Origin of the sequence: Pseudoalteromonas sp. Angola-7, from assembly GCF_028599255.1 — a bacterium.
Classification (GTDB): Bacteria; Pseudomonadota; Gammaproteobacteria; order Enterobacterales; family Alteromonadaceae; genus Pseudoalteromonas; species Pseudoalteromonas atlantica.
In genome coordinates this window covers 249,647-273,381 of record NZ_JAQREL010000003.1, presented here as the reverse complement: position 1 = coordinate 273,381, position 23,735 = coordinate 249,647, and the positions used below count along the sequence as shown (strand labels likewise).

23 protein-coding genes are annotated in these 23,735 nt (G+C 41.3%); 11 read left to right on the top strand and 12 right to left on the bottom strand.

What is annotated here, in order from left to right:
* Nucleotides 1-78: 78 nt before the first annotated feature.
* The 3 genes from PSH50_RS06100 to PSH50_RS06090 form a co-directional block, all read right to left on the bottom strand.
* On the bottom strand, nucleotides 79-1,026 hold the full coding sequence (locus tag PSH50_RS06100; protein ID WP_273609391.1) for an alpha/beta hydrolase: 948 nt from the start codon (nucleotides 1,024-1,026) through the stop codon (nucleotides 79-81).
* Between the two features lie 107 nt (nucleotides 1,027-1,133).
* Nucleotides 1,134-1,991, bottom strand: a complete 858-nt coding sequence (locus PSH50_RS06095) for an MBL fold metallo-hydrolase (RefSeq protein WP_273609390.1) — start codon at nucleotides 1,989-1,991, stop codon at nucleotides 1,134-1,136.
* Between the two features lie 429 nt (nucleotides 1,992-2,420).
* Complete coding sequence (locus tag PSH50_RS06090; RefSeq protein ID WP_273609389.1) at nucleotides 2,421-4,304, bottom strand: AMP-binding protein; 1,884 nt, start codon at nucleotides 4,302-4,304, stop codon at nucleotides 2,421-2,423.
* 184 nt (nucleotides 4,305-4,488) lie between these two features.
* Between PSH50_RS06090 and PSH50_RS06085 the strand changes: the two genes are divergently transcribed.
* On the top strand, nucleotides 4,489-4,893 hold the full coding sequence (locus PSH50_RS06085; protein WP_004586050.1) for an NUDIX hydrolase: 405 nt from the start codon (nucleotides 4,489-4,491) through the stop codon (nucleotides 4,891-4,893).
* Here the strand turns inward: PSH50_RS06085 and PSH50_RS06080 are convergent.
* The 4 genes from PSH50_RS06080 to PSH50_RS06065 all read right to left on the bottom strand — a co-directional run bounded on the left by PSH50_RS06080 (nucleotide 4,883) and on the right by PSH50_RS06065 (nucleotide 8,958).
* A complete protein-coding gene (locus PSH50_RS06080; RefSeq protein WP_273609388.1) occupies nucleotides 4,883-5,971 on the bottom strand; it encodes a polysaccharide lyase family 7 protein in 1,089 nt (362 codons plus the stop codon). The genes PSH50_RS06085 and PSH50_RS06080 overlap by 11 nt on opposite strands.
* A 129-nt stretch (nucleotides 5,972-6,100) precedes the next feature.
* Nucleotides 6,101-7,051: an alpha/beta fold hydrolase gene (locus PSH50_RS06075; protein WP_273609387.1), complete on the bottom strand. Its 951-nt coding sequence runs from the start codon at nucleotides 7,049-7,051 to the stop codon at nucleotides 6,101-6,103.
* Nucleotides 7,052-7,097: 46 nt separating this feature from the next.
* Nucleotides 7,098-7,877 (bottom strand): ABC transporter substrate-binding protein, encoded by a 780-nt coding sequence (locus tag PSH50_RS06070; protein WP_273609386.1) that lies wholly within the window; start codon nucleotides 7,875-7,877, stop codon nucleotides 7,098-7,100.
* A gap of 85 nt (nucleotides 7,878-7,962) precedes the next feature.
* On the bottom strand, nucleotides 7,963-8,958 hold the full coding sequence (locus PSH50_RS06065) for an AraC family transcriptional regulator (RefSeq protein ID WP_273609385.1): 996 nt from the start codon (nucleotides 8,956-8,958) through the stop codon (nucleotides 7,963-7,965).
* A 97-nt stretch (nucleotides 8,959-9,055) separates the two neighbouring features.
* Here PSH50_RS06065 and PSH50_RS06060 point away from each other — a divergent pair, with 97 nt between their 5' ends.
* Together PSH50_RS06060 and PSH50_RS06055 are read left to right on the top strand one after the other, a co-directional pair.
* Complete coding sequence (locus PSH50_RS06060) at nucleotides 9,056-9,502, top strand: SRPBCC family protein (protein WP_273609384.1); 447 nt, start codon at nucleotides 9,056-9,058, stop codon at nucleotides 9,500-9,502.
* Entirely contained in the window at nucleotides 9,499-10,326 is an 828-nt protein-coding gene (locus tag PSH50_RS06055; RefSeq protein ID WP_029772939.1) for a sterol desaturase family protein, read from the top strand. Before PSH50_RS06060 ends, PSH50_RS06055 begins: the two co-directional genes overlap by 4 nt.
* 1 nt (nucleotide 10,327) lies before the next feature.
* On the opposite strand, the gene PSH50_RS06050 is transcribed toward PSH50_RS06055, so the two are convergent.
* Both PSH50_RS06050 and PSH50_RS06045 read right to left on the bottom strand, forming a co-directional pair.
* The gene (locus PSH50_RS06050) at nucleotides 10,328-10,711 is read right to left on the bottom strand and encodes a hypothetical protein (RefSeq protein WP_004586056.1); all 384 of its coding nucleotides are present in this window, start codon (nucleotides 10,709-10,711) and stop codon (nucleotides 10,328-10,330) included.
* Nucleotides 10,708-11,013, bottom strand: a complete 306-nt coding sequence (locus PSH50_RS06045) for a hypothetical protein (RefSeq protein WP_036963831.1) — start codon at nucleotides 11,011-11,013, stop codon at nucleotides 10,708-10,710. Before PSH50_RS06045 ends, PSH50_RS06050 begins: the two co-directional genes overlap by 4 nt.
* 271 nt (nucleotides 11,014-11,284) lie before the next feature.
* Here PSH50_RS06045 and PSH50_RS06040 point away from each other — a divergent pair, with 271 nt between their 5' ends.
* On the top strand, nucleotides 11,285-11,704 hold the full coding sequence (locus PSH50_RS06040; RefSeq protein WP_273609383.1) for a VOC family protein: 420 nt from the start codon (nucleotides 11,285-11,287) through the stop codon (nucleotides 11,702-11,704).
* A 153-nt stretch (nucleotides 11,705-11,857) separates the two neighbouring features.
* Nucleotides 11,858-12,643 carry a hypothetical protein gene (locus tag PSH50_RS06035; RefSeq protein ID WP_273609382.1) on the top strand — a complete coding sequence of 262 codons (786 nt, stop codon included), beginning with the start codon at nucleotides 11,858-11,860 and terminating at the stop codon, nucleotides 12,641-12,643.
* Nucleotides 12,644-12,668: 25 nt separating this feature from the next.
* Here PSH50_RS06035 and PSH50_RS06030 read toward each other — a convergent pair whose 3' ends face one another.
* Complete coding sequence (locus PSH50_RS06030; protein WP_273609381.1) at nucleotides 12,669-14,255, bottom strand: diguanylate cyclase; 1,587 nt, start codon at nucleotides 14,253-14,255, stop codon at nucleotides 12,669-12,671.
* Nucleotides 14,256-14,549: 294 nt separating this feature from the next.
* Between PSH50_RS06030 and PSH50_RS06025 the strand changes: the two genes are divergently transcribed.
* Nucleotides 14,550-15,008, top strand: a complete 459-nt coding sequence (locus PSH50_RS06025; RefSeq protein ID WP_273609380.1) for a DoxX family protein — start codon at nucleotides 14,550-14,552, stop codon at nucleotides 15,006-15,008.
* A gap of 74 nt (nucleotides 15,009-15,082) precedes the next feature.
* On the opposite strand, the gene PSH50_RS06020 is transcribed toward PSH50_RS06025, so the two are convergent.
* Nucleotides 15,083-18,181 (bottom strand): beta-galactosidase, encoded by a 3,099-nt coding sequence (locus PSH50_RS06020; RefSeq protein WP_273609379.1) that lies wholly within the window; start codon nucleotides 18,179-18,181, stop codon nucleotides 15,083-15,085.
* A gap of 112 nt (nucleotides 18,182-18,293) precedes the next feature.
* Here PSH50_RS06020 and PSH50_RS06015 point away from each other — a divergent pair, with 112 nt between their 5' ends.
* Nucleotides 18,294-19,121: an AraC family transcriptional regulator gene (locus tag PSH50_RS06015; RefSeq protein WP_273609378.1), complete on the top strand. Its 828-nt coding sequence runs from the start codon at nucleotides 18,294-18,296 to the stop codon at nucleotides 19,119-19,121.
* On the opposite strand, the gene PSH50_RS06010 is transcribed toward PSH50_RS06015, so the two are convergent.
* A complete protein-coding gene (locus PSH50_RS06010) occupies nucleotides 19,118-20,101 on the bottom strand; it encodes a permease (protein WP_273609377.1) in 984 nt (327 codons plus the stop codon). The genes PSH50_RS06015 and PSH50_RS06010 overlap by 4 nt on opposite strands.
* A gap of 242 nt (nucleotides 20,102-20,343) precedes the next feature.
* Here PSH50_RS06010 and PSH50_RS06005 point away from each other — a divergent pair, with 242 nt between their 5' ends.
* From PSH50_RS06005 to PSH50_RS05990, 4 genes are all read left to right on the top strand, one after another.
* Entirely contained in the window at nucleotides 20,344-20,637 is a 294-nt protein-coding gene (locus tag PSH50_RS06005) for a helix-turn-helix transcriptional regulator (protein WP_024033207.1), read from the top strand.
* A 116-nt stretch (nucleotides 20,638-20,753) separates the two neighbouring features.
* A complete protein-coding gene (locus PSH50_RS06000; protein WP_138578522.1) occupies nucleotides 20,754-21,062 on the top strand; it encodes a hypothetical protein in 309 nt (102 codons plus the stop codon).
* A gap of 148 nt (nucleotides 21,063-21,210) precedes the next feature.
* Nucleotides 21,211-22,473 carry a TolC family protein gene (locus PSH50_RS05995; protein ID WP_273609376.1) on the top strand — a complete coding sequence of 421 codons (1,263 nt, stop codon included), beginning with the start codon at nucleotides 21,211-21,213 and terminating at the stop codon, nucleotides 22,471-22,473.
* Nucleotides 22,470-23,729: an efflux RND transporter periplasmic adaptor subunit gene (locus PSH50_RS05990; RefSeq protein ID WP_273609375.1), complete on the top strand. Its 1,260-nt coding sequence runs from the start codon at nucleotides 22,470-22,472 to the stop codon at nucleotides 23,727-23,729. Before PSH50_RS05995 ends, PSH50_RS05990 begins: the two co-directional genes overlap by 4 nt.
* Nucleotides 23,730-23,735 lie beyond the last annotated feature (6 nt).

Below are 23,735 nucleotides of genomic sequence, written 5' to 3'. Positions count from 1 at the left end.
TGATTACTGATAGGGCGTATTACTTATAATACCCATCCTCAAAATAGAACACTTAATTAAGCAGATTGGTATAAATGATTATTCGGGGGCAGCTTGCTTGGTTTTTCTAAACATAAACTCAAGCGGAATATGTAGGCGTTTTGCCCATGCGTTTTCGGTATGATCTTCCCCCGGGAAATACTGGCTTTGCCATAGCTTTGCTGGGTATTGTTGCGCCATAAATAAATCATCAATTTGCGCTTGTAGCTTAGGGTACATGGCATCTAAAGTGCTGTCGCCATAATCAAAATACACTTTTTGGTTACTCAGCTTGGCGATGTTGTTGGCAATATAATTTTTAAACCCGGCAAATACTTCGTCGTCGTGGCTAAAAATACCCGGCCAGTGGGTCGACATACAAATAGCGCCGGCAAATTCGTTAGGGTAATTAAGTAGTGTGTACCACGATATAAGCCCACCCATGCTAGAGCCACCAATATAGCGGTGCTGCGCGCCTTTGTTTACGTTGTAGTTAGACTCTATATAAGGAATAACTTCTTTAACTAAAAAGCGTGAGTAGTTGTCTGAGTAGACCTTAGAGGCAAATAATTTGTGGCCTGGGTATTTTTCTAACTGGTATAGGGCGTTTTGCTTTTGTTTGCTCAAGGCCTCAAACGGTTGTTGTGGGTAGTATTCGCTGTGGCGGTTTTCTACGGCGTTTGGAATGCCTACCACAATAAATGGGCGTACTTTGCCTTGCTCTATTAATGAGCCGGCTACTTCATCTACGCGCCATTCTTGCTTGTTCCATGTGCTATTGGCATCAAACAGCATGCGGCCATCGTGCATGTAAAGTACATCGTAGGTGGTGTTTTTGTTGTAACCTGGCGGTAGCCATACATTTAAAAAACGGTTTTTTACAAACTGTGATTCTATATTGTCGATCACCTCAATGTGGCCCTTGCTTACTTGCACTTTGGGCGTGTTTGCATAGCTGGTATGCACTACAAATATTGATAAGCTAAACAGTAAAGCAACTAATTTCATGGTGGCGCCTTAGCATACAAAAAGTGCACTATCACAAGCTTGCATTGTTAATTCAATGTGAATACGTATGCACTTGCATTTAAGCTACAAATGCATACACATACAATTTATAAATCGTTGCGCCAGCCCATGCCCGACTCTTCCATGAGGCGCTCGTATACGCCCTCAATATTAAGTGGCAGCCATGCTTTATATTGCTTTAAATCTGAAAACTCATCGAGCTTAACGTTTTGTTTTATTTGCTCTAGGCTTTGCCCTGCAAGCGCTGCGGCGGTTACTTGGTTGTACAGTTGCTCTATATAACTTAAATAACGTGCAACATCGGCTTTATTACCCATATCGGCATGGCCGCCCACAAAGGTATTAAAGTCGTAATTTAAAACCGCTTGGGTTGAATTAATCATACCTTGAATATCGTAGCTCCATAGTTTTTGCCATGGCATTCTGCCAATGACTATCCAATCGACCACAAATAGTGTTTTTTGCTTTTCGAACAGCATACTTACCGAGCCTCGGCCATCGTTAGGGCCGTGGTAGTTAAGTTTTAAAGTTGAGCCGCCAAGGCTAAGTATTAGTTCATCATCAAAGGTAAGGTTAGGCATAACCGTTTTTATTTTTGTATTTTTAATATCTTGCGCGGTAAGTTTGTGCGCTACAAAGGTAGTGTGAGGGCTTTTAAATACCTTTGCGCCGTAAATATGGTCGCTGTGATTATGGCTATATACAACGTATTTAACGGGTACGTTATAGCGAGTTTTAATTTGCTCCTTTAACCAAGTGGCGGCTTTTTTATTAAGTGGGTCGGTAACTATTGCACCTTGTGGGGTGATTAAAAATACCGAGCGGTGTCTGTCGTCAATAAAGCGGTGGAGGCCATCGCCTAAATCTTCAATTTCGTAACTTTGCGCCATAAAACCTGTAAATAGTAGGCTGGTGGCAAGTAGTGTTTGTATTAAGCGAAGCATGCACAATCCTGTTTAATGTTCTAAGGGTCTGTTGACCTTTGCGGATTAAAATTTGTTCAAACTAGGGGCTATTTAATCGCGGCGCGAGGTTTGTAACCTAGTGGGCTAAGTAAAAGCCGAGCAAAGCTTCCGCGTCCTGCTCACGCCCTTTACCTACATCCATGTAGGCAACAAAGAGTAAATAGCCCCTAGGAAGAACCCTTTGGGCAGCGCCTGTTTGGCATTAATGCTACGTTATCGCCTATTTGTGGGGAACAACCACACTATATAGGCTCTGCCTTGCCTAAATACCAAACAGACAGCTGCAAATTTAACCTTAAAAGATCAACAGACCCTAGCATTAAGTAAGAAAGTGCTAATGAGTATAAAATTTCAGTCAAAGTAAAAGCCATTTTATTTTAAATATAAAATGGCTTTGTTAGGTTGGATTTAACGCAGGGTGAGCTGCTGGTTTATTTCTTCAAAAATGCCGGCATCGTCTATGGTTGAAGGAATTTGTAGTTCGTCGCCATCGACCAGTTGACGTAAATTTTTGCGTAGTATTTTACCTGAACGAGTTTTTGGTAATCGTTCTACGCTTACTATCGTTTTAAGGCACGCTATAGCGCCTATTTGGTTGCGTACTGTTTGCACAAGCTCTTGCTCTACATCGGTAGGGGAGCCGGTAAAGTCGTTTTTAAGTACGATCATGGCCATCGGTAATTGGCCTTTTAGTGTATCAGTAACCCCAAACACCGCGCACTCTGCAACGGCTGGGTGGGATGCGACTATTTCTTCCATTTCGCCGGTTGAAAGCCTATGGCCTGCTACGTTTATAACATCGTCTGTGCGGCCCATTATAAATAGGTAACCATCGTCATCTATGTAACCACCATCGCCGGAAAGATAATACCCCGGGTACTGAGTTAAATAACCGGTTTTAAAGCGCGCTGTGTTTTGCCAAATGGTGGGTAAGCAACCTGGTGGCAGCGGCAATTTTATAGCCACCACGCCTTGCTCGTTTGGTGCGCATTGCTCGCCTTGCATATTCAATATTTGCACATCAAACCCAGGAGTTGGCACGGTAGAGCTACCTGGTTTTGTTACTAATTCTTCTATGCCTACGGGGTTACAGGCAATGGCCCAGCCGGTTTCTGTTTGCCACCAGTGATCGAGTATTGGCAGGTTAGTTTTTTCTTTTAGCCAGTTGTACGTTGGCGGGTCGAGCCGCTCGCCAGCTAAAAATAGTCGTTTTAAACTACTGGTGTTGTACTGCTTAAAGCCCTCTGCATTTGGGTCTTCTTTTTTGATGGCTCTAAACGCAGTGGGCGCTGTAAATAATGCATTTACTTGGTATTGCTCTACTACTCGCCAAAATGCACTGGCATCAGGTGTGCGAACTGGTTTGCCTTCAAACAACACTGTTGTACAGCGATAAATTAGCGGGGCATACACTATATAGGAGTGCCCAACTACCCAGCCTATATCTGAGGCAGCCCAAAACACCTCGCCGGGCTGCATGCCGTAAACGGTTTCCATGCTGTAGTGCATAGCAACGCCATGGCCGCCGTTTTCACGTACTACGCCTTTAGGCGTGCCTGTGGTGCCTGAGGTATATAAAATATAAAGAGGATCACGCCCACTTACAGGTACTGGCTCTACTGCAGTGGCTGTTTGCATTGCCTCATCCCAGTTAATATCTCTTGTGGGGATAAGCGTGGCAGCTACTTGTTCGCGCTGGTAAATAACGCAGTGATCTATTTTATGATTGGCAAGATCTATGGCGTGATCAATCAGCGGTTTATATTCTATTACGCTATCTACCTCTACACCGCACGAAGCGCTCAGTATGAGTTTAGGTTTAGCATCGTCTATACGTACGGCGAGTTCATGCGCTGCAAAACCACCAAATACCACAGAGTGTATAGCGCCTAATCGGGCGCAGGCCAGCATGCCTATTACAGCTTGGGGGATCATGGGCATATAAATAACAACGCGGTCGCCTTTACTAACGCCTAACGATTGCATTACACCGGCAAATTTAGCTACCTCTTGCTGTAACTGGTAGTAGCTATACTTCTGCTGCATGTTGGTTACGGGGGAGTCGTAAATAAGCGCGGTTTGCTCGCCAAAACCTGCAATAACGTGTTGGTCGAGCGCTAAAAAACTGGTGTTTAGTTGGCCATCATCAAACCAATGGTAAAGGCCGTCAGTGTCTTGTGTGTAGGCGTGTTCAGGCTTTTTATACCAAGGTAAGCGCTTTGCTTGTTCAAGCCAAAATTGTGCTGGGTTTTGTTTAAAGCTTTCGTATTGTTGTTTATATGGGCCTAACATAGTGGGCTCCTAATACTAAATGTGTGTGAGAGACCTTACAAAAGGTAGGCTTTTTTTTAACCGATAGGTATTCGACTATGGTCGGCTAAAAGTTAAACAACACTTTGGGTTTTAAAATAGAAAATTGACAATACAAAGCGTGTGGCTCAGCATGGCGAGCAATTAAAATAAGAGAAAACGCAATATGAGTAACGTAGTAAGAGTAGGGGTTGCGGTTATTATAATGCGCCAAAACACTATTTTATTAGGTGAGCGAATAGGGTCGCATGGTGCAAATACATGGGCAACGCCTGGTGGACATTTAGAATTTGGTGAAAGTGTTGAGCAGTGCGCAATACGCGAGGTATTTGAGGAAACAGGGCTAAATGTGAGTAAAATTACTAAGCTTGATTTTACTAACGATATTTTTAGTGCTGAGAATAAACACTACATTACTTTATATGTAAAAGCCGGTTACGAGGGCGGCGAGCCTGTGCTAAACGAGCCAAATAAATGTATGCAGTGGCGCTGGTGCGACATTAATAATTTACCATCGCCACTGTTTACATCACTTAAAAACTACTTAACTACAACAACGCTTACGGTTTAGTTGATGGGCTTAATACTAATTTTTTAAAGCTCACTTGGGCGTAATCACCATTTTGCTTGTCGGTGGCCCAATCGCCAGTGCCTAAACAGCCTGGGTACCAAATGCCTTTAGCGCTTTTGGTGCTACATTGGTTATAAGCACCCGCTTTAAAGTAATGCCAATCGGCAGCATAGCCATTAGGGTGATCTTTTTCATCTACCTTGCCATAGGCATCTACGTTATTGCCTAAGTTAATTGCGTAGTTAACGTCTTTTTTGCCTTGGGCGCTAAAGGTTAAGTACATCATGTTTTTATGCACGTTTACTGTGTAACTAAAGTCTTCGCCAAGCGCTATGCCTGTCGCACCGGGATCGGCCGAGTTTTCCCAGGTATTACCCCACACAGGGTATGTAATGTCGGTTCGGTTAGGATCTTTTTTTGGTAAGTTACGTTCGTAATTCCAAAAAACAGATCCGGTTTTATGGCCAGGCCATTTTTTATAATAAATTTTAAGTGGTTCGTTACCCCAGCCAAAACCCAGTTTTGTATCTATTAAAGCTTGATCTTTACCTGCGTGAATTTGCCCTACCACCACAGAATAAGCAGCTTTTTTATTAGGATCGTTAGCGCGAAGCGCAACATGATCCACCTTTAGCGTGGCTTCCATTTTTCCGCCTACCGAGCCAAAGCGCTCCGATAGCGGGTGTACAGCTAGGGCAAAGTTATTCTTTGAATTTTTAGTTTTTATTTTGGTATTGGTGCCGCGGATCATTTGTCTTAGTTCACTGCGGGTATTGGTTGAATTGGCACTGGTAAGCGCTTTATTTGGCGAGGTAAATACCATATAACCTTGATCATCAAGGTAGAAAAAATCAGGGTGCGCATAGGTTTGGATCTCTTCTACGTCTACGGTATCTATTTTTCCATCGTTATTGAGATCTACAGGTACGTTTATTTTCCATTGCGATAAATCAAATTTTGACGCAGGTACTGCGACATTACTATCAACAGGTGTACTTGTGCTGGCACAGCCCATAAATAGCAAAGGGGTAACAGCAGCCAGTGCTGTGAGTTTAAAGGTAGATGTTAGATTTTTCATTGTTGTCTCTGTGTGATGATATTAAAAATGAGCGATATTAACTTCGCTTAACTTTAATCTAACATACCAATTTAAAATATCAACATTACCAATTTTTTTGTTTTTGTAGTTTTTATAGTGCCTTTTTGGTTATACCAAAGTGGTTTTTTGTTGCTGTTGTTTTTTACGTTTTTTATTTAGGTGTTTGCGCTGCGCTTTTTTTACATGCTTAACTATCCACTTTGTCATAAGAGGCATAAGTTCTGGCGCAAAGTTATGGCCCATCCCTGGGACTACTCTTAGTTTGGCTTTTTTTATAAGGCTTGCCGTTTTTTTGCCTGCACTTACGGGTATTACCACATCGTCGCTGCCGTGAATTACTAAAGTAGGCGTTTTAATTTTACGAATTAAATGTTGCCTGTCTTTACTCGCGGCCATAGCAATAAGCTGGCGTTTGTAGCCACTTGGATTATGCGAGCGCTCTACAATTTGCGTTGCATGATGGCGAAGTGCGTCTTCTGATTGAGGGTAAGCGGGGCTGCCAATAAGTTGGTTAAGTTTAATGTTGTAGTTTATCGCCTCATCACGGCTGGATGTTTTGGGCTTTAATTTGGCAAGCTTTATAAATACGCCAATGCTTTTGGCACTCAGCCTTGGCAGGCTAGAGCTTGACATAATAGTGGTTAAACTTAGCACCTTTTTTTTATGTTGAGCTGCAATTAGCTGAGCAATCATACCGCCCATAGAAGCACCTACAAAATGCGCTTTTTTTATTTTAAGCGCCGCCATAAGCGCTAATACATCGTTTGCCATATCATCAAGTAAATAGGGCGTTTGCATGCGTATAGGCAGGCGTTTACTTAACCACGATTTAAATAAACTCGGGCTAGGGTGATGCTCTAAATGGGTAGATAGGCCAGTGTCGCGGTTATCAAAGCGTATAACTCTAAACCCTTTTTTTACTAAGGTGTAGTAAAGCGAGTCCGGCCACACGGTCATTTGTGCGCCTAAACCCATAATAAGTATGATTGCAGGGGCTTTTTTATCGCCTTCGTCTTGGTAACTGAGTTTTATACCCTGTGGTGTTTTAATTGTTCGCATAGCCAACTAGCAGTGTTTGCGTTGCTAAAATTATAGACCCTGTTTATTACAACTTGTTGGCAGTAGCCGGAAACGGTAGCTGCCACTTGTTTAAAATAGCCTGATATTCGCCGTTTTCTTTTAGCGTGTTAAGTGCATGGCTAATAGCGCTTGCGGTGTGTTTATCTAGGGTTTTGTTGGCACTAAAATATAATTTTGAAGGGTAGTCGGTTAAATGAATTCGCTTAGTTATTAAATTGGGACTTAGACCTGAGTGCTTTAGTTCGTTATTTAATGTAAGTGTATTGGTTAGTACAAAGTCGATGCGTTTTTTATAAAGCATTTGCCACAGTTGCTGATAGTAGCTTACAAGAACTAGGTTTTTGTCTTCGGTAAAACCGGCGTTTTTCAAATAGGTGGCACTTGAATAGCCACGTATTGTGGCCACTTGGTAAAATTTTGCGTGATTAAGGTGGGTAACTTCATCAGTACGGTTTTTTAAGCTAACTAAATAAGCATCGGCAAAGTATGACTCACCTAGCCAGGTGTATTGCCTTGCTCTAATGGGGGTTTTTAAAAGAGACAACGCAATTGCATTTGGGTTGTTTTCAAGCATTGTAAAAATACGCGCCATAGGAATTATTTCAAACTTGGCGGATAGCTTTGTGTGTTTAATGGTGGCTTTGGCTAAATCGACTAATGCGCCGTCGGGTTCGTTATTTTCATTTATAAAATGATAAGGCGGGAGATCTTCTGCTACAAAGGTAATGGTTTGTGCGTTGCACATGGCGCTATAAAGCATAAACACACAAATACTTAATACTACACGCACAAATTTAACCCACATTTTTAATTATTATGGGCTCTAGTTTAAAGAGTGTTGATTAAAAGGTATACCATAAATGTTTATTTAATGTGAATAACACTGCGGTTCATTTACGTTTTAAAAATTGTGTGGGTGTGCAATGGTGCCATCGTAAAAAAGCACGATTAAACGAGCTCTGATCTTTAAAGCCTAACAGGTTAGCTAGTTCGCTAAGTGGGAGCGTGCCAATTAACGTGTGGGAGCGGTTTTTTCTTTCTTGTTCGAGCAATTGCGCAAAGGTTACATGTTGTTTTTTTAAATGTCGCTGTAGCGTGCGCGGTGTTACGTTTAGTGCGCTTGCAACTGTAATAAGCTGGCAATTTTGTAATGTTGTTTTTGCAATAAGTAGCTGTTTAACTTTTTCTGTTAGGCACTGCTGACTTTTAAAACGCGATAGCTGCTGTTGTGAAAGCTGCTTAAATGTAGCATTTACAATGGCGTTGTCGGTTTTAAAGGCAAGGTTTAAATAACTGCTCGGAAAATTTATTTGGTTATGCGCTGCGCCGCTTATAACGGGGCATTTAAACCAGGCCTCTAACTGTTGTGTGTGCCTTTTAGGCCAATTATGTATAAAGCTGATACTGCTTGGGCAAAGCGATGCGTTTATTAATTGGCGAATAACGCTTACCCACGCAGTCATGTTTCGTAATACTACTTGTTCATTACAATGAGGATGAGCATGCCAGCGCACCGTAGCGGTGTCTGCAGTTTGCAAAAACTGCGCTTTACCAATATCTGCCACTAAGCTGTCGTAATTTAACAGTGCCTTTATAGCGCTACTTAGGGTATCGCTCGATTCTATTAAATAGCCCAATATACCGTAATCTGCGGGGCGAATGTGCATACCTAAAGTAAAACCAAACAGCGGATCGTTTAGCGCTTTTTGGCCATACACAAGCAGCGCATTGTAACTTTGTAAACTAATCCGGGGTGCTAATTGCTGACTATGCTGGCGACTAAATTCAGTAAACCCGATTGCCTTAAGAGCCGTATTAGAATCAATATCTTGGGTTTGCAAGTAATCTAAAATGCTCGAAAAGTAATGATCAGCCAGTGTATGCATTTGTCGTCTAAAGCTAAAAAATGGTCGTGTATGAGCAAGCTTGCCATGTTCAATTTTTATATGCTAGTTACATGAGTAATTATCTTCGCTGTAAACAATGATCTTTATATCAATAAAACAAACGCTTAATGCAGATCCTTTGCAAATAATAACCACCTTGTTGGATCATCAGCAGTTAGATCGCTTTTTTAATGCCAAGTTTGAGCTAATAAAAACAGCAAATAGCGGTGAGCTAAAAGGCTGGAAAGGCGCCATTAGGCAAGTGAAAATGGCAAATGCCACGTTTAATGAGCGTATAATAATGGCTAACCCCAGCCACATTTGCTACCAAATAGTAGGTAATAAGCCTGTGGCAAACCATCAAGGTGATATTTATTTAGTTGCTAATACAGGCGCTAAAAGTATCACTACCGAGCTTAATTATTGTATACGCTGCAAAGCGCCGTGGTGGCTGCCAAATGCTTTGCTAAAACACCTAATTAGTAAAGATATAACCCAGGCATTAAATAAACTGCAGCATTACTTTATGGCGGGCAAAGTATGAACTCAGAAATTATTTTACTTGCCCTAAGCCCTGTATTTTTAGTGTTTGTATGCTTTGAATTTGTAAAATTTAAGCGCTATTACAATATAAAAGACAGCCTAGCAAACACCGTTTTAGCCTTGTTGCACCAAGGCGCAGATGCAATTGCACTGCTGCTACTTATGCCATTTTTTTACATGCTTTACGAGTACCGCTTATTTGATATAAAGCTAAGTGTATTAAGCGTTGCTTTTGCATTTTTACTGCAAGATTTTTTGTACTATTGGTTTCATCGTGCGTCGCATCATATTCATTGGTTGTGGGCTGCGCATGTGGTGCACCACAGTTCCACTAAAATGAATTTTACCACTGCGTTTAGGCAAAGCATAATGTACCCAGTAGCCGGCATGTGGGTATTTTGGCTACCTATGATACTGCTAGGCTTTGACCCTTTAACCGTATTTAGTGTAGTGGCACTTAATTTGGCGTATCAATTTTTTGTGCACACGCAAATAGTGGCTAAGTTAGGCTGGTTTGAAAGCGTATTTAATACGCCATCGCACCACAGGGTTCATCATGCAATTAATAAACGCTACCTTGATAAAAACTTTGCCGGAGTGCTTATTATTTGGGATAAATTATTTGGCACATTTGTAGAAGAAAACAAAAATCAGCCCTGTAAATACGGCATAGTAGGGCAGCTAAATAGTAATAACCCACTAATAATAACGTTTCATCAGTGGGCTCATTTATTAAAAAGTACCTATACGGCGAAAGGGTTAAAAGCTAAATGCAAAGTGCTATTTGGCTACCCAACCAGTAGTGTTAAAGTTAAAAACGAGTGATTTAGCCAAGTGGCTTTTTACTTCTTGGCGCTCCAAGTAAAATAAACATGTGGCAAATACAAATAGATAAAAACGCACTCACACCTAAGGCACCGCCATAACCATCAAGCTTTGGTACTAGGTATTCAAATAAAAACGAAAATAAAATAGATGAGCTGGCCACGGTATAAATACCAAATCGGTGTGGGGCGCTCATGCCTATAAATGTGCCGCCAAAAAACACGACTGAGTATAAGTCGGGGTTTAGGTTTAAAGCACTTAATAGTAAGTAAGCAATAATAGAAAGCGAGGCCGATGCACGTATGCCATCAAAACGATTATGTTTGGCTAAGTAAAACGTTAAAAACGCACCTAATAAGGCTATAAATGGGTATTCTAAATTCATAAAACCATTCCTTTGGCCAACATAAATAAAGCCACGCTGGCAAAGGCAACACTGCCAAGCTTACCGCCAAATCCGGTAAACATATTTATGGTAAGCACATATAAACTGGCGCCAATAACAGAAATTATGGCTATTTCCCAATAACTTGTAATTAAGTGTGTAGAGCACATGCCGGCAAAACTACCTGCGTAAATAGCCGCATAGGGATGGTTTTTAAACCGAGCAGGAAAAGGAATAAACGAGCCAATTAGCCCTGTAAGCGCCGCCGAAATAACTAAAGGCAATGCAAAAGTTGTGTGCATGGCAAAGCAGGCTACAAAGCCTAAAAAGAAGGTTATAAACTTTAAAAATAAGAATTTAATCATAGCAGCGCATTTTAAACTAATCCTTTTACGCTTTCTAACTATCTCTAATAAATAAAATGTGGGTGTTAGCGTTAAATGTTATTAAGGCTACTTTTTAATCTGGGTTGGTATTAACTATGCTTATTTGTGGCTGTTAATGTTTCATAAATTATACTTTATGTATAATAGAGGTTATTAATATACAAATTTAAAAGATTAAAGGTAATTTATGTCTAACTGTTTGCACTTGGCTATACCCGCTGGCGATTTAAAAGTAGCGAAAACGTTTTACTGTGATGTGCTTGGCTGTAAAACAGGGAACAGCGAAGAAGGGCGCTGGGTAGACATAGACTTTTGGGGTAATGAGCTTACATTACACCAAAGCGAAGAGCGCTTACCCACTGTTCGCCACGATGTAGATATGGGCGCAGTGGCGGTACCGCATTTTGGTATTCATTTATCAGAAGATGAATTTAACAGTTTAAAAAAACGTATAGAAGATGCGGGGCTTGAATACCTAGATAAACCGTATCGCCGTTTTGTTGGTGATGAGTTTGAACAAGAAACCTTTTTTATTGAAGATCCAAACGGCAACGTGCTTGAAATGAAAACCATGGTAAACCCTGAGGTTTTATTTAAAAAAGCGTAAGCAATATTTATTAAAGAATAGGCCACTTTTGTAGTGGCCTTTTTTGTACCTATAGATGAAAATAATTACACCGTATGAGTGATATTTATTCACTCTACAGTACGGAATTTTAAACGTAGACTAACGCGCAACTCTCATACTTTATAGTTATTTATGTTGCTGTTAAAACTCACCATTGCGCCATTACTTTTATTATTTATTCACTTTGCTCAAAAACGCTTTGGCAGTTTTGTGAGCGGTATTATTCCGGGCTTGCCTATTACATCGGGCCCTATTTCGTATTTTATTGCGCTTGAGCAAGGTAAGTTATTTGCGAGTAACTCGGCTGTGGCTTCGTTGTATGGCATGAGCGGTATAGGATTATTTTGTTTTTGTTATGCTGCCATGCTTGCAAAATATGGGGTAGTTAAAGCGTTGTTTGCTGCATTAACACTATGGTGCGCTTTTAGTGCATTTACCTTGTTATTGCCGGTGAATATTGCCTTTGCATCGGTGCTCTCGCTCAGTACTTTATTGGTGCTTGCGCTTGCATCGAGTAAGTTAAAATTTGCGCCCGATGCCAAACCTTTTACCGCTGCGTGGGAGCTGCCGCTAAAAATGTTATTAGTCAGCTGCTTTATTATGTTAGTTACGTTTATATCGGCAAAAATAGGCGCTATGTGGAGCGGGTTACTTTCTACTTTTCCGGTAATTTTGGCGGTTATGGGCAGTATTGCGCATGCAAGTGATAAAAAATACTCGGCGTATAAGGTGCTTAACGGCGGCATTATTGGCTCGTTAGGGGCCTGTGTGTTTTTTGCTGTGATTGCACTCGCGCTTAAGTTTGAATTTGTGATTTGGCAGGTGTATGCAGCGGCTGCAGTGTGCTCAACTTTATTTACCATTATTATGAGCCACTATGTAAACCGTAAACAATTTGCCAAGCCGGCTACGGTTTAATAGCAATAAGCAGTATTACTTAAATTTAGCCATCTACTAACGTGAGCGGCTTAACCTTTCGTTGTATTTTTTCATGGTACATGGCGGTGTCGCCCGCTTTTAAAATTTCATCAATAGAGTGGGGCGGTTCACTAAATACGGTAGTACCCATACTCGCTTTAATGGCTATAGGGTCGTTGTTGTGATTTATTGTGAGCCTATTTAAGGCGGTTTTTAAATGATGAGTTTTAGGATTTACCTGCGCATTAGTATAAAAATGTGCAAGTACGACAAATTCATCACCGCCTAAGCGCCCTACAGCATCGCTGCTGCGAACACTGCTTTTTAAGCAACGGGCAACGTTGCATAAAGCGTCATCGCCTACAGCATGGCCGTAGCTGTCGTTTATTTGTTTAAAGTCGTCTAAATCTATATACATCAAGCATAATACGCCGCCTTTTTTGGCGTGCATATTGATAAGCGCGGTTGATTTTTTAGCCCAGCCCCTGCGGTTTAAAATACCACAAAGGGGGTCGTAGTCTGCTTCGGTTTCGGCACGCTTTTGTGCAATTCGCATTCGGCTTATGCGCCTTGAAACCGCAACAGCTAATAAAAATGATTCAACCGCAAACGCTAACACAAACCCATAACGCTGCATAAACGGGCTTTGGTTAATAAGCAGCACCCTAAAAATCATACTTACTAATACAAAGCTAAGCGCTACAAATACGAGTGTTGCCTCGCGTACACCTTTGAGGGCTTGCATTGCTGCTAAAGTAAAAATAACAGCCACAATAAACAGCGAAGAATAAGCCATTATATGCCCTGCTATTGTCCAAAATAACAGGTCGGTAACGAGCATTTTAAGTACCGCGCATAGCATTACAGTACAGGCCAATGTTTTGAGCAGCTTAGTTAATTTAGGCCAGCGTTTATTAGTCTCGAGTAACGCAAGCATAAACCACGTGGCACTTAGTACGGTTAAGCCAATGCTAAGTAGGTATAAGTTAAAAATAACGCCAGATACATGCTGCGTTACAAATAAATACAGTTGCCCTTCTTGGAGTAAAATAAAGCTGCCAATACAAAAAATGTAAATGCTGTAGAGCTTAAATACACTTTCGTTAAGTCTATGCCCCATTATTAATACATAAAAAATAAGTGTAATGCACAACCCATAAAATGAGCCCATAATCAGCGAATGTTGCTGTGCTTTTTTAAAATAAATATGAGTTGGCTGCCATTTAAACCGCGGTGTGTAATTAAGCTTTGATTCTAATGTTATTGTGGCTGTAAAAGCCCCCGAGTCCATTAAGTAGGCTACTTGCCCTGCTTTTAAGGGCGCTTTTACAGTGTTGTTTTGCTGCCAAGTAAAGCTATCTAGCCCCGGGCGTAAAAAGCTTAGTACGCCACCATTTTTAACAGAGCAACTTATTTGATATTGATTAACACCGCGTTGAGCAGTGAGTTCAGAAGGAGTATTTACCTTTAGCACAGAGACAGGCGTGGGTGAGTTTAAGTGCTTTATTTTACATGTATCGGCAGCATGAGAATCAAAAGTAATAAATAACGTGAGCAAAGTAATAAAAACAAAAAAGAGCGCCCCCTTATTTTTAGGTGGGAAAAACGTCAATCTATTACCTTTATAGCTCATAAGCGGATCCAATTTTTACTACTTTTTTTATACTAGCAGAGCCGGACTATTTAGCTATTAGTTTACTGTTTAATAACGCTTAAAAGTGCGCCATTAAACTAGCTCCTGAGGTGTTTATGCCCGCTAAGTACAAAATAGCCGCAACTTAGTTAAGCAATTAAAAACACCATGTTGATAATTTGGCAATAATATTCGTATTAATTGTTTTAAATGATGATAGTAAACTGTACTCATTGGTTACTAGCCTTATTAACAATAAAACAGGATCACACTATGAAATACTTACACTCATTATTAAGCTCTAACGCAGGCATGGCAGCACTTATTTTACGTGTATCCGTTGGTTTAATTTTAGCAGCGCACGGCGCACAAAAATTATTTGCTTGGTTTGGCGGCTACGGACTTGCAGGCACAGGACAGTGGATGGCAAGCATTGGCCTTGAGCCTGGCTACTGGCTTGCAATGATGGCAGGCAGCGCTGAATTTTTTGGCGGCATTGCTTTAGCCATTGGTTTATTAACGCGCCCAGCGGCTGTAGTTACGGCGTTTACTATGTTGATTGCGATATTTAGCGTGCACATTAGTCATGGTTTATTTGTAGCAAACAACGGCTATGAGTTCGCACTTACCTTGTTAGTTGCAACGGCTGCACTGGCTATACAAGGGGCAGGTAGCTTATCGGTTGATAACGTAATTGCTAAAAAGTTAGCGAATAAATCGCTGCCTCAGTAGTAATAAATAACAATTCAGTGTTAAAAAAATAGCGGCTAAATTAGCCGCTATTTTTGTATGGATTAAGCGCTGTTTTATTTAGCGCTAAATTTTAAAGAGTAGTTGTATTGCTTTTGCTCTAGTAAATACTCTTTATGGGTACTTGGGCTCCATGAGTCATCGCCGCCAACCCCCATATGTTGATGGTCAATATGTACATGTAAGCAATCATCAGCGACTAGCTCATTAGTGTGTTTTGCTTGCGTTAACATGCTTTGTGAGTACTCGCTGGCGGCAAATAAAAACGCACCAGTTATGTTTAGGTTATTAATGCAAAGTAATTGGCAATCACTACGTACGCCATTATCGGTTGGGAATATATACGGTGTATATAGCTCATTATATTGTGCGCTGTAATACCCTAAGCGCGCAGCCGCTTTACGATCTGGGTAGTTTTCAAATGGGCCTAAACCAAGCCAATTTACTTGTGTATCGCTTGGTTTATTAAGCGTTGTGCTTACCCCTATGCGTGGCATGGGCGGGAGAGTATCGTTTAGTTGTACATCAACATTTAAGCTAATTTCACCGGTATTATTAAGTGTATAAAGCCAAGTTGTTTTTGCTTGTACTACGCCATTAAATTCATAACTAAATACACAGGTAATACGTATATCTAAGGTTGATTGCACTACTTCAAACGAGCGACATGTACGCTGCCACTGCCCAATACCTGCTCTTAACCAGCGTGCTTCCCATGCGTTAGGGTCTAGGTTGTCTACTTCGCTTACGCCTATGTCGTTATCAAGCGGGGCGCGGTAAAAATTATCAACCAATGGGCTTTTAATAACTTGGGTTTGATTGTGTAACCATTGCTCAATAAGGCCTGATTGGCTATTAAACACAAGTTTAAAGGTATCGCCTTCAATATTTAGCTGTGTGTTGGTTTCGCTAATATTTAGTGCGCCGTGCGTTGAGGCGTTTGCTAAAGCAGGCGAAAATGTATCAGCGCTTAAACTTTGGCTATTTATAAGCTTAAATTGCTCGGTGTTTAATACATGTTCGGCACTTGCAAAGCTTGAGTCGTTAATCAGTGCAACATCTAAATTAAGGTGATATTGCGCACCTGCTTTAAACACCGTTTTTTTATTAATAGTTAGCGTTTGCGTACTTTGCGGAGCAATATTAATAACTTGCTCGCCTTGCTCTACACATTGGCCATTTTCTATTAACTGCCAAACCAGTTTTTCGTTATCGGTTGCTCTAAATACATAATCGCTAAATACATCAACGGTGTATTGGTTTTGAGTTTGCTCTCGCAGCGTAAATTGTAAATGTTGCTGGCTGTATTTAGCTTCAAACAGGCTTGGATGCGGTGTACGGTCTGGGAATAATAAGCCGTTTATACAAAATTGGCGGTCATTTAGCTCATCACCAAAGTCGCCACCGTAAGCCCAGTAATGCTTGCCGTTTTTATCTGTTTTAGATAAACCTTGGTCTACCCAATCCCAAATAAAGCCACCTTGCAAACGCGGGTATTCTCTAAATGCTTGCCAGTAATCGTCAAAGCTACCTAGGCTGTTACCCATTGCATGGGCGTATTCACATAAAATAAGTGGGCGCGTTTCACCCGGTAGGCTTAACCACTTTTTAATAGAGTATTTAGGTACGGCGTCGTCGGCAACATGGGTATCTACACGGGCATACATAGGGCAAATAATATCGGTTGCGGTGGTATTTGCGCCGCCACCTTCGTATTGCACTGGGCGCGATGGGTCAAAGCTTTTAGACAAGCCGTACATCGCATCGTGGTTGGCACCGTGCCCGCACTCATTTCCCAGTGACCAAATAATAATAGAGGGGTGGTTTTTATCGCGCTCAACCATTTGCGTATAGCGCGACATAAATGCGCCAGCCCATTGCGGATCGCTGGCAAGCCTACCCATAGGAAACATACCGTGAGTTTCTATATTGGCTTCGTCTACTACGTATAAACCTAGCTCGTCACACAGCTCGTAAAAACGAGGGTGGTTAGGGTAGTGAGCGGTACGTACAGCATTAAAGTTATTTTGCTTCATCAGCTTAATATCTTCAATCATGTCGGTGGTACTCACCGTGTGGCCGTTTTCGGGGTGGTGTTCGTGGCGGTTAACACCGCGAATAAGTAGCGGTTTGCCGTTTAAGCAAAGCTGCCCGTTAAGCATTTCTACTTTTCTAAAGCCAATGTTGTAGGCTTCTACATCTACAGTGTTGCCTTGCTCATCTAGTAAGCTTACAACACAGCGGTATAAGGCCGGGGTTTCAGCGGTCCACTTTTTAGGGTTTTGTATATCAATTGTTTGAAATACGACATCGCTCCAACCGCCTTTTTCATCAACGCGTTTATTGTTAGTGCTTTGAATCTGTGGCTCACACAATGCTTGTTCGCCATCAAAAACCTGTACGGCTACTTGGTAGTTATTTGGCGCATCTATTGCGGTTTTTATATGTAGCGCTGCATCGCGGTAGCAGGCGTCTAAATCGGGGGTTATAAATACATCGCGTATTTGGTGTTGCGGTTTGGTAAGTAAATTAACATCGCGAAATATGCCACTCAGCCACCACATGTCTTGATCTTCTAGGTAACTGCCATCGCTCCAGCGAATAACCATAACCGCAATCCGATTAGTACCAGCCACTAACAGTTTGCTTAAATCAAATTCGCTGGGTAAGCGGCTATCTTGCGAGTAGCCCACCCATTGGCCATTACACCAAAGGTGAAACGCCGAGTTTACGCCTTCAAAAATAATATGGTTACGCTGAGATAATTGATCCGCTGTAATAGTAAACTCAGTGCGGTAGCAACCTGTTGGGTTATCGCTTGGTACAAATGGCGGGTTTACTGCAAAGGGGTATTTAACATTACAGTAAATAGGTTTATCAAAGCCGTGTAGTTGCCAGTTAGAAGGCACTGGAATACTTTGCCAGTCGCTGGCGAGTGCCTCACTAAGTAATGATTCATCAACCGCTTCGGGCTTATCAAATAATTTAAAATCCCACTGGCCGTTTAAACTTTGTTTTTGTGATTGCGTGTTTGTACGGGCATGGTCAACGCTTTTAAAACCATTAAGTGGGCTGTGCGCTTTTACTTGATTAACTTGCACCGAAATTGGGTTTTCCCAATCGCGGCGGTTAATTATGTGCTGTAGTGAGTTCATTCGTGTCCTATTGCATGTGTGGCAATTATAGTGGCTTAAATATAGCTAAAATAGCGCGTTGCGGTTATGCTTAAAGCTCTCTTTTATTTATCCAAAACTATCATTTTAAATTATGCGCAACACCATTGTAGATGTACTCGATATTGGCCCAGAGTGTACAGAGCGGTTTATTGATTTAGCCACGCTTTCGCAAATGCCAAGCCTTGAAATAGAGCTGGCAGGTTGCTCAAATTTATTGGGTGATTATTGTGTTGCGCGTACTAACCCGCTTGAACACACTCTGTTTTATACTTTGGCTGGCCAGGGCACGCTAAAAACCATTAATAACCAATATGCACTGGCCGAAAATAGCTTAGCGATATTGCCTGCAAGGCAAAGTTTTGAGGTTGAAATAGCGAGTGAAAAATGGGATGTGATTTGGCTAAACCTTGCAAATACCAAGCGCTGGCAACATTTAAATTTAGCGCAGGCTAAAGTATTAACTAATCAGCAGTTAGCGCCATTACATTTAGCGATGGAGCTTTTATACAGCGAGGCAAACGCTACTTTGCGCGAAGGCGTAATGCCTATTTTAAGCCACTATTTAAACACTACGCTTCAAAGCGAGCCGCAAATAGGCGGGCAAAACAGATTAACCAGCTTGTTTTTAGAGGTAGAAGAGCGCCTGCAGTTTGATTGGACAATAGAGGCTATGTGCGAACAAGTACATTACTCAGCACCGCATTTACACAGGTTATGCCAGGCACAATTTGGTAAAAGCCCAATGCAGCAGCTTATTTATTTACGTATTAAACGGGCTAAAAACTTGCTACTAAATACCCGCTGGCCGGTTGCCCATATTGCCGCTTACGTGGGGTACCCTAATATATTTAATTTTTCAAAACGGTTTAAAAAATCAGTGGGCGTGTCACCCACTGAGTTTAGAAAAATGAGCATTTAAAAAATAGCTTGGTATAAAAAGCCTGCACCAATAGCCATAGTAATAATGACAAACAAAAAGGCGGCTATCATTTGGTTTTTAAAAATTGATTTAAGCAAAATAACTTCTGTTAAGCTTGCGCCCGCGCTGCCAATTATTAATGCCATTACCGAGCCAAGCGCCATGCCTTTTTTGACTAATGCGGCACTTAGCGGAATAACGGCTTCGGCTCTAATATAAAGTGGAATACCAATAATGGCTGCAATAGGTATGGCATACCACATACCATCGCCCGCATATTTAGCAATTAGCTCGGTAGGAATAAAGCCATAAATAAACGAGCCTATTGCTACCCCTAGCATTAAGTACGGAAACACCTGTTTAAAGTCTTTAAAGGTAGCATGCCACACTTTTACCCAGCGATTAGGCTGCGCTTTTTTAGGCTCTATTGCTTTAGGTTCGCCGCAGCTTGTGGTTGCACAGCTTGGCTCAACTTCTTTAGGCTCACTACAGCTTGGTTTTGCGCAGCTACTAGTAGATTCTGTGCTGTAAGCTTCTGGTTTTACATACCTTTCAAAGCCTAGCTTTTCAAGGGTATAGCCTGCTACAACCGACACCACCATAGCCACTAAAAAGTAAAATAAAGTGACCTGCCAGCCAAAGGTAATTACAAATAACCCAATGATCACCGGGTTAAGTAGCGGGCTGCCAAATAAAAATACCATCATAGGGCCAAAGCCCGCTCTCGCTCTTAATAATCCTTTTAAAAACGGAATGGTTGAGCACGAACAAAATGGTGTAATAGCCCCCAATAAAGCAGCAACAACGTAGCCCTTACCGTTTTTTGAACTTAAAATAGATTGAATTTTTTCGGGTGTTATAAATAGCTGTAAAACACCCACTAAATAACTAATAACAATAAATAAAATAGTTAACTCTGTAGCTAAAAAGGCAAACATGCCTAACGCCTCTTTTGCCATTGCTAGCATTTCATTACTCATAACGCACTCCAAAGTACACAAGGTATAACTTACGTTAAGTAAGTTATATTTCGAATTTTATGGAAGTATATTGATGAGCAATAATATCGTCAATACTTCATTTCTAGATATATAGAAATGATTTTTATGCCCTTGTTTTTAAATGTTTTATTTTTTAACTTTTAAGGTAACTTGCTAATAAAGCTGTATTTAAAGATTCAAATTGTTATTATTTCTAATAATTTAGAAATTACGAGGTTGTAATGGAAATTATCGACGTTGCAAAAGCATTAAAAGAATTAGGCCATCCTACGCGTTTAACTATATATAAGCGTGTAGTTAAAGCAGGGCACACTGGAATTAGTGTTGGCAATATACAAGAAGAGCTAAGCATGGCGGGCTCTACACTTTCGCACCATATATCGGGCTTAGTTAACGCTGGGCTAATTAGCCAAAGGCGCGAAGGGCGCACGCTTTATTGCGTGGCTATGTACCAGCGCTTAGACGATGTAATTGGTTTTTTACAAAACGAATGTTGTGTAGACGAAGGGCAGTAAACTTTTATCAACGGTTTTGCGCGTTGTTTATTGACCTCAAGACGCGTGCGGGTTTAATATGCCGCTGTTCCTAGTTTGTAAAATAGGAACCTACTTTAAATTTAATTAGGTAATGGATGCGCTCAAACTACTTTTTAGTCGTGATACTTCTTGTGCTTGTACACAGCTTTATTAGCTGTGATGCTGCCGCGTATCATCTACAAGAAGAAGTCGATCATGCTTCGCACATTCAGTCTGTGGCCGATACAGACGATGAAGACGCGCAACCACCTACCGAAATTCATGCCCATCAGCATTGCCACTGTGGTTACTACAGTACGATAAATCATTCAATAAGCCCTGAACAAAGCCAAGCCACAAACAATGCTTGTTACAATGGTTTAAATTACCCACCAGATGTTCCGCCACCCAATTTTTATAGCTAGTTTTTAATTTTAAACACTTTGTATATAACTGCCTGCGCCTGTTCGCTACAAGGCTAGTTATGTACATATTTAGGTTGCTTAATCTCGCTTGTTTTTAAAATAGGCATAGTGATTAAGCCAACTCTGTTTGTTAAAACGGATATGCTATATGAACAAAAAACTACTTATGCTGGTGGCGCTACTGTGTGCATTACCAACACTGAGCGCTTTGGCAAAAAGCGAGCCTCAAAACGTATTAACGCTAAAGCAAGCGCTTAAAAATACCGAGCAGCAAAACTTACAGCTTAAACGCTACCCGTACCATCAAAAAATATTAACCGCGCTTAAAAGCCAAGCAGCGCTTTCACCTAACGCTGAGCTGAGCTTTGAAGCTGAAAACTTTTTAGGAACTCATGGCTCTCATGCGTTTTCGGGGGCGCAGTACACCCTGGCTTTGAGCCAGTTAATTGAGCTTGGCGATAAACGCCAAAATCGTATTAATTACGCTACTGCAAATATAAAAGCGCAAACAATTGAGTATAAAAATACTCGGTTAGCACTTTTAGCAACCACCGCTGAGCGTTATTACCAAGTATTAAAATTTCAGGCGTTAATTGCACTAAACAGTGAGCGTAAAAACACTGTTAAGCAGGCACTCAACGCAATTGAAAAACGCGCTAAAGCCGGTGCGGTCTCAAGTGCTGATGTAACCCGCATGCGCTATGCATTAAGCCAAGTAGATTTAAACACGGCCATGCTACAAAGTGAATTTGAGCGCTCTCGCTTAGCACTCAATGAGCTTTGGCAAGAGGTGAAAGTGAGTGATTACTATACGGGCGATTTATCAAAAATAGCTGCTATTAAAAGTGAGGCAGCGTTACTTGATATGGTAAATACAGCGCCTGAGTTTGCACTGCTACAGCAGCAATATATGCAACAAACTGCCAACTTAGCACTGCAAAAATCAACGGGTCAAAGTGATTTAACCCTTGGTGGTGGTGTGCGATATAACCAGCAAACTGATGCCAGCTCGTTAGTGTTTTCGTTTTCAATGCCGCTGCAATTAAGTAACGCTAATAGCGGGAATATTGAGGCGGCGCAGCATCAGCTTACGCTACTTAATGAACAACAAGGGCAATTACGTATACAGTTACGTAAGCAAATACGCACGCTCTATGCGTATTACCAAGGTAAAGCGGCGCAAGCACAGCTTTTAACACAGCGCGTTATTCCACAAGCGCAAACGCTCATAAAACAAAGTTTAAAAAGCTATCAACAAGGGCAAATATCGGTATTGCAATTACTCGATGCACAGCAAGCTTTATTTGATTCTAAACGTGCACTTATCAACACCCATAGCGAGCTATATCAAGTGCTCCTTACCCTTGAGCGTTTAACTGGCCAACCTTTAATTGAGACTCATCAATCATGAATAAAACTCTTATCGCATTATTAATTACGCAATTACTTACACTCCCATTTTTAAGTAGCATGGCTATGGCATCTGATGACAATCACGAAGAAAGTCATGGTGACAGCCACGAACAAGGCCATAAAGATGAACACACACAAAAAGGCCCGCATGGCGGCTTTTTACTAACCAATAACACGCTTAATTTAGAGCTTAAATTAACCCAGTTTGCCGGTAATACTGAGCTGCGAATATATGGGTTTAAGAACGGTAAAGCCGTTGATGTAAACCAGTTAGACGTAACCATAAACGTGCAGCGTTTAAGTGAAGCGCCACAGCTTATTCGCTTTAAAGCTGAAGATGACTATTTAGTAAGTACCGTGAGCGTAAACGAGCCGCATTCTTTTAAGCTTGATGTAATGGCTCGCTATAAAGGCGCTGAAATAAATTATCATTATGAGCAAGAAGAAGGGCGCACAACGCTAAGCGAGAAAGCAATTGAACGCGCTGGTATTAAAACTGACATTGCAAAAGCAGGTAGCGTTGAGCTAACCGATACTCTATTTGGTGTTATAGCGCCCACTGCGCAGAGCACTGTTGAAGTAATGGCGCCTTATACCGGGTTAGTTAACGATATTTTTGTAAGCATTGGTCAAAACGTTAAAAAAGGCGATAAGCTTGCCAGCATAACCAACCGCGAAACCCTACAAAATTACACCATAAAAAGCCCAATTACAGGCGTTATTACTGAGCAATATTTAAAGCGTGGCGAGCTTGCCAGTAGCGCTTTAATGCAAATAGTAAACCTTGAAACCGTATGGGTGGAGCTGTCGGCCTTTCCCGATAACATTGAAAAGCTCGCCATAGGGCAAAGCGCTACAGTGTATGACTTACATCATCATTTAAATGCCCAAGGTGAGGTGTTTTACATAGCCCCAATGATGAGTGGCGGGCATATTGCGCGTGCGCGAATCGAGCTTAAAAACCCTGATGGCCATTGGCGACCTGGTATGCATGTTAATAGCGACATTAGTACTGCAAAAGTAGATACGGCTGTACGCGTTAAAGCGATTGCTATTCAGGAATTTAACGGCAAACCTAGCGTGTTTATAAAAAGTGGCAATGTGTTTGAAGTACGCCCAGTAAAACTCGGTGCTAAAAACAGCGAATGGGTAGAAGTGCTTGAAGGACTTTCGCCAAACAGTGAGTACGTAACTGAGAATAGTTATGTAATTAAAGCCGATATTTTAAAAAGCGGCGCAAGTCACTCTCACTAGGAGGTA

Bases quoted from the DNA above. Each gene is read 5' to 3' on its own strand.
- PSH50_RS06040 (WP_273609383.1), top strand. From the start codon at position 11,285: ATGTCTAACTGTTTGCACTTGGCTATACCCGCTGGCGATTTAAAAGTA.
- PSH50_RS06025 (WP_273609380.1), top strand. From the start codon at position 14,550: ATGAAATACTTACACTCATTATTAAGCTCTAACGCAGGCATGGCAGCA.
- PSH50_RS05995 (WP_273609376.1), top strand. From the start codon at position 21,211: ATGAACAAAAAACTACTTATGCTGGTGGCGCTACTGTGTGCATTACCA.
- PSH50_RS06100 (WP_273609391.1), bottom strand. From the start codon at position 1,026: ATGAAATTAGTTGCTTTACTGTTTAGCTTATCAATATTTGTAGTGCAT.
- PSH50_RS06070 (WP_273609386.1), bottom strand. From the start codon at position 7,877: ATGTGGGTTAAATTTGTGCGTGTAGTATTAAGTATTTGTGTGTTTATG.
- PSH50_RS06015 (WP_273609378.1), top strand. From the start codon at position 18,294: ATGCGCAACACCATTGTAGATGTACTCGATATTGGCCCAGAGTGTACA.
- PSH50_RS06060 (WP_273609384.1), top strand. From the start codon at position 9,056: ATGATCTTTATATCAATAAAACAAACGCTTAATGCAGATCCTTTGCAA.
- PSH50_RS06035 (WP_273609382.1), top strand. From the start codon at position 11,858: ATGTTGCTGTTAAAACTCACCATTGCGCCATTACTTTTATTATTTATT.
- PSH50_RS06055 (WP_029772939.1), top strand. From the start codon at position 9,499: ATGAACTCAGAAATTATTTTACTTGCCCTAAGCCCTGTATTTTTAGTG.
- PSH50_RS06065 (WP_273609385.1), bottom strand. From the start codon at position 8,958: ATGCATACACTGGCTGATCATTACTTTTCGAGCATTTTAGATTACTTG.
- PSH50_RS06045 (WP_036963831.1), bottom strand. From the start codon at position 11,013: ATGCACACAACTTTTGCATTGCCTTTAGTTATTTCGGCGGCGCTTACA.
- PSH50_RS06050 (WP_004586056.1), bottom strand. From the start codon at position 10,711: ATGAATTTAGAATACCCATTTATAGCCTTATTAGGTGCGTTTTTAACG.
- PSH50_RS05990 (WP_273609375.1), top strand. From the start codon at position 22,470: ATGAATAAAACTCTTATCGCATTATTAATTACGCAATTACTTACACTC.
- PSH50_RS06010 (WP_273609377.1), bottom strand. From the start codon at position 20,101: ATGAGTAATGAAATGCTAGCAATGGCAAAAGAGGCGTTAGGCATGTTT.
- PSH50_RS06080 (WP_273609388.1), bottom strand. From the start codon at position 5,971: ATGAAAAATCTAACATCTACCTTTAAACTCACAGCACTGGCTGCTGTT.
- PSH50_RS06090 (WP_273609389.1), bottom strand. From the start codon at position 4,304: ATGTTAGGCCCATATAAACAACAATACGAAAGCTTTAAACAAAACCCA.
- PSH50_RS06000 (WP_138578522.1), top strand. From the start codon at position 20,754: ATGCGCTCAAACTACTTTTTAGTCGTGATACTTCTTGTGCTTGTACAC.
- PSH50_RS06095 (WP_273609390.1), bottom strand. From the start codon at position 1,991: ATGCTTCGCTTAATACAAACACTACTTGCCACCAGCCTACTATTTACA.
- PSH50_RS06085 (WP_004586050.1), top strand. From the start codon at position 4,489: ATGAGTAACGTAGTAAGAGTAGGGGTTGCGGTTATTATAATGCGCCAA.
- PSH50_RS06020 (WP_273609379.1), bottom strand. From the start codon at position 18,181: ATGAACTCACTACAGCACATAATTAACCGCCGCGATTGGGAAAACCCA.
- PSH50_RS06075 (WP_273609387.1), bottom strand. From the start codon at position 7,051: ATGCGAACAATTAAAACACCACAGGGTATAAAACTCAGTTACCAAGAC.
- PSH50_RS06005 (WP_024033207.1), top strand. From the start codon at position 20,344: ATGGAAATTATCGACGTTGCAAAAGCATTAAAAGAATTAGGCCATCCT.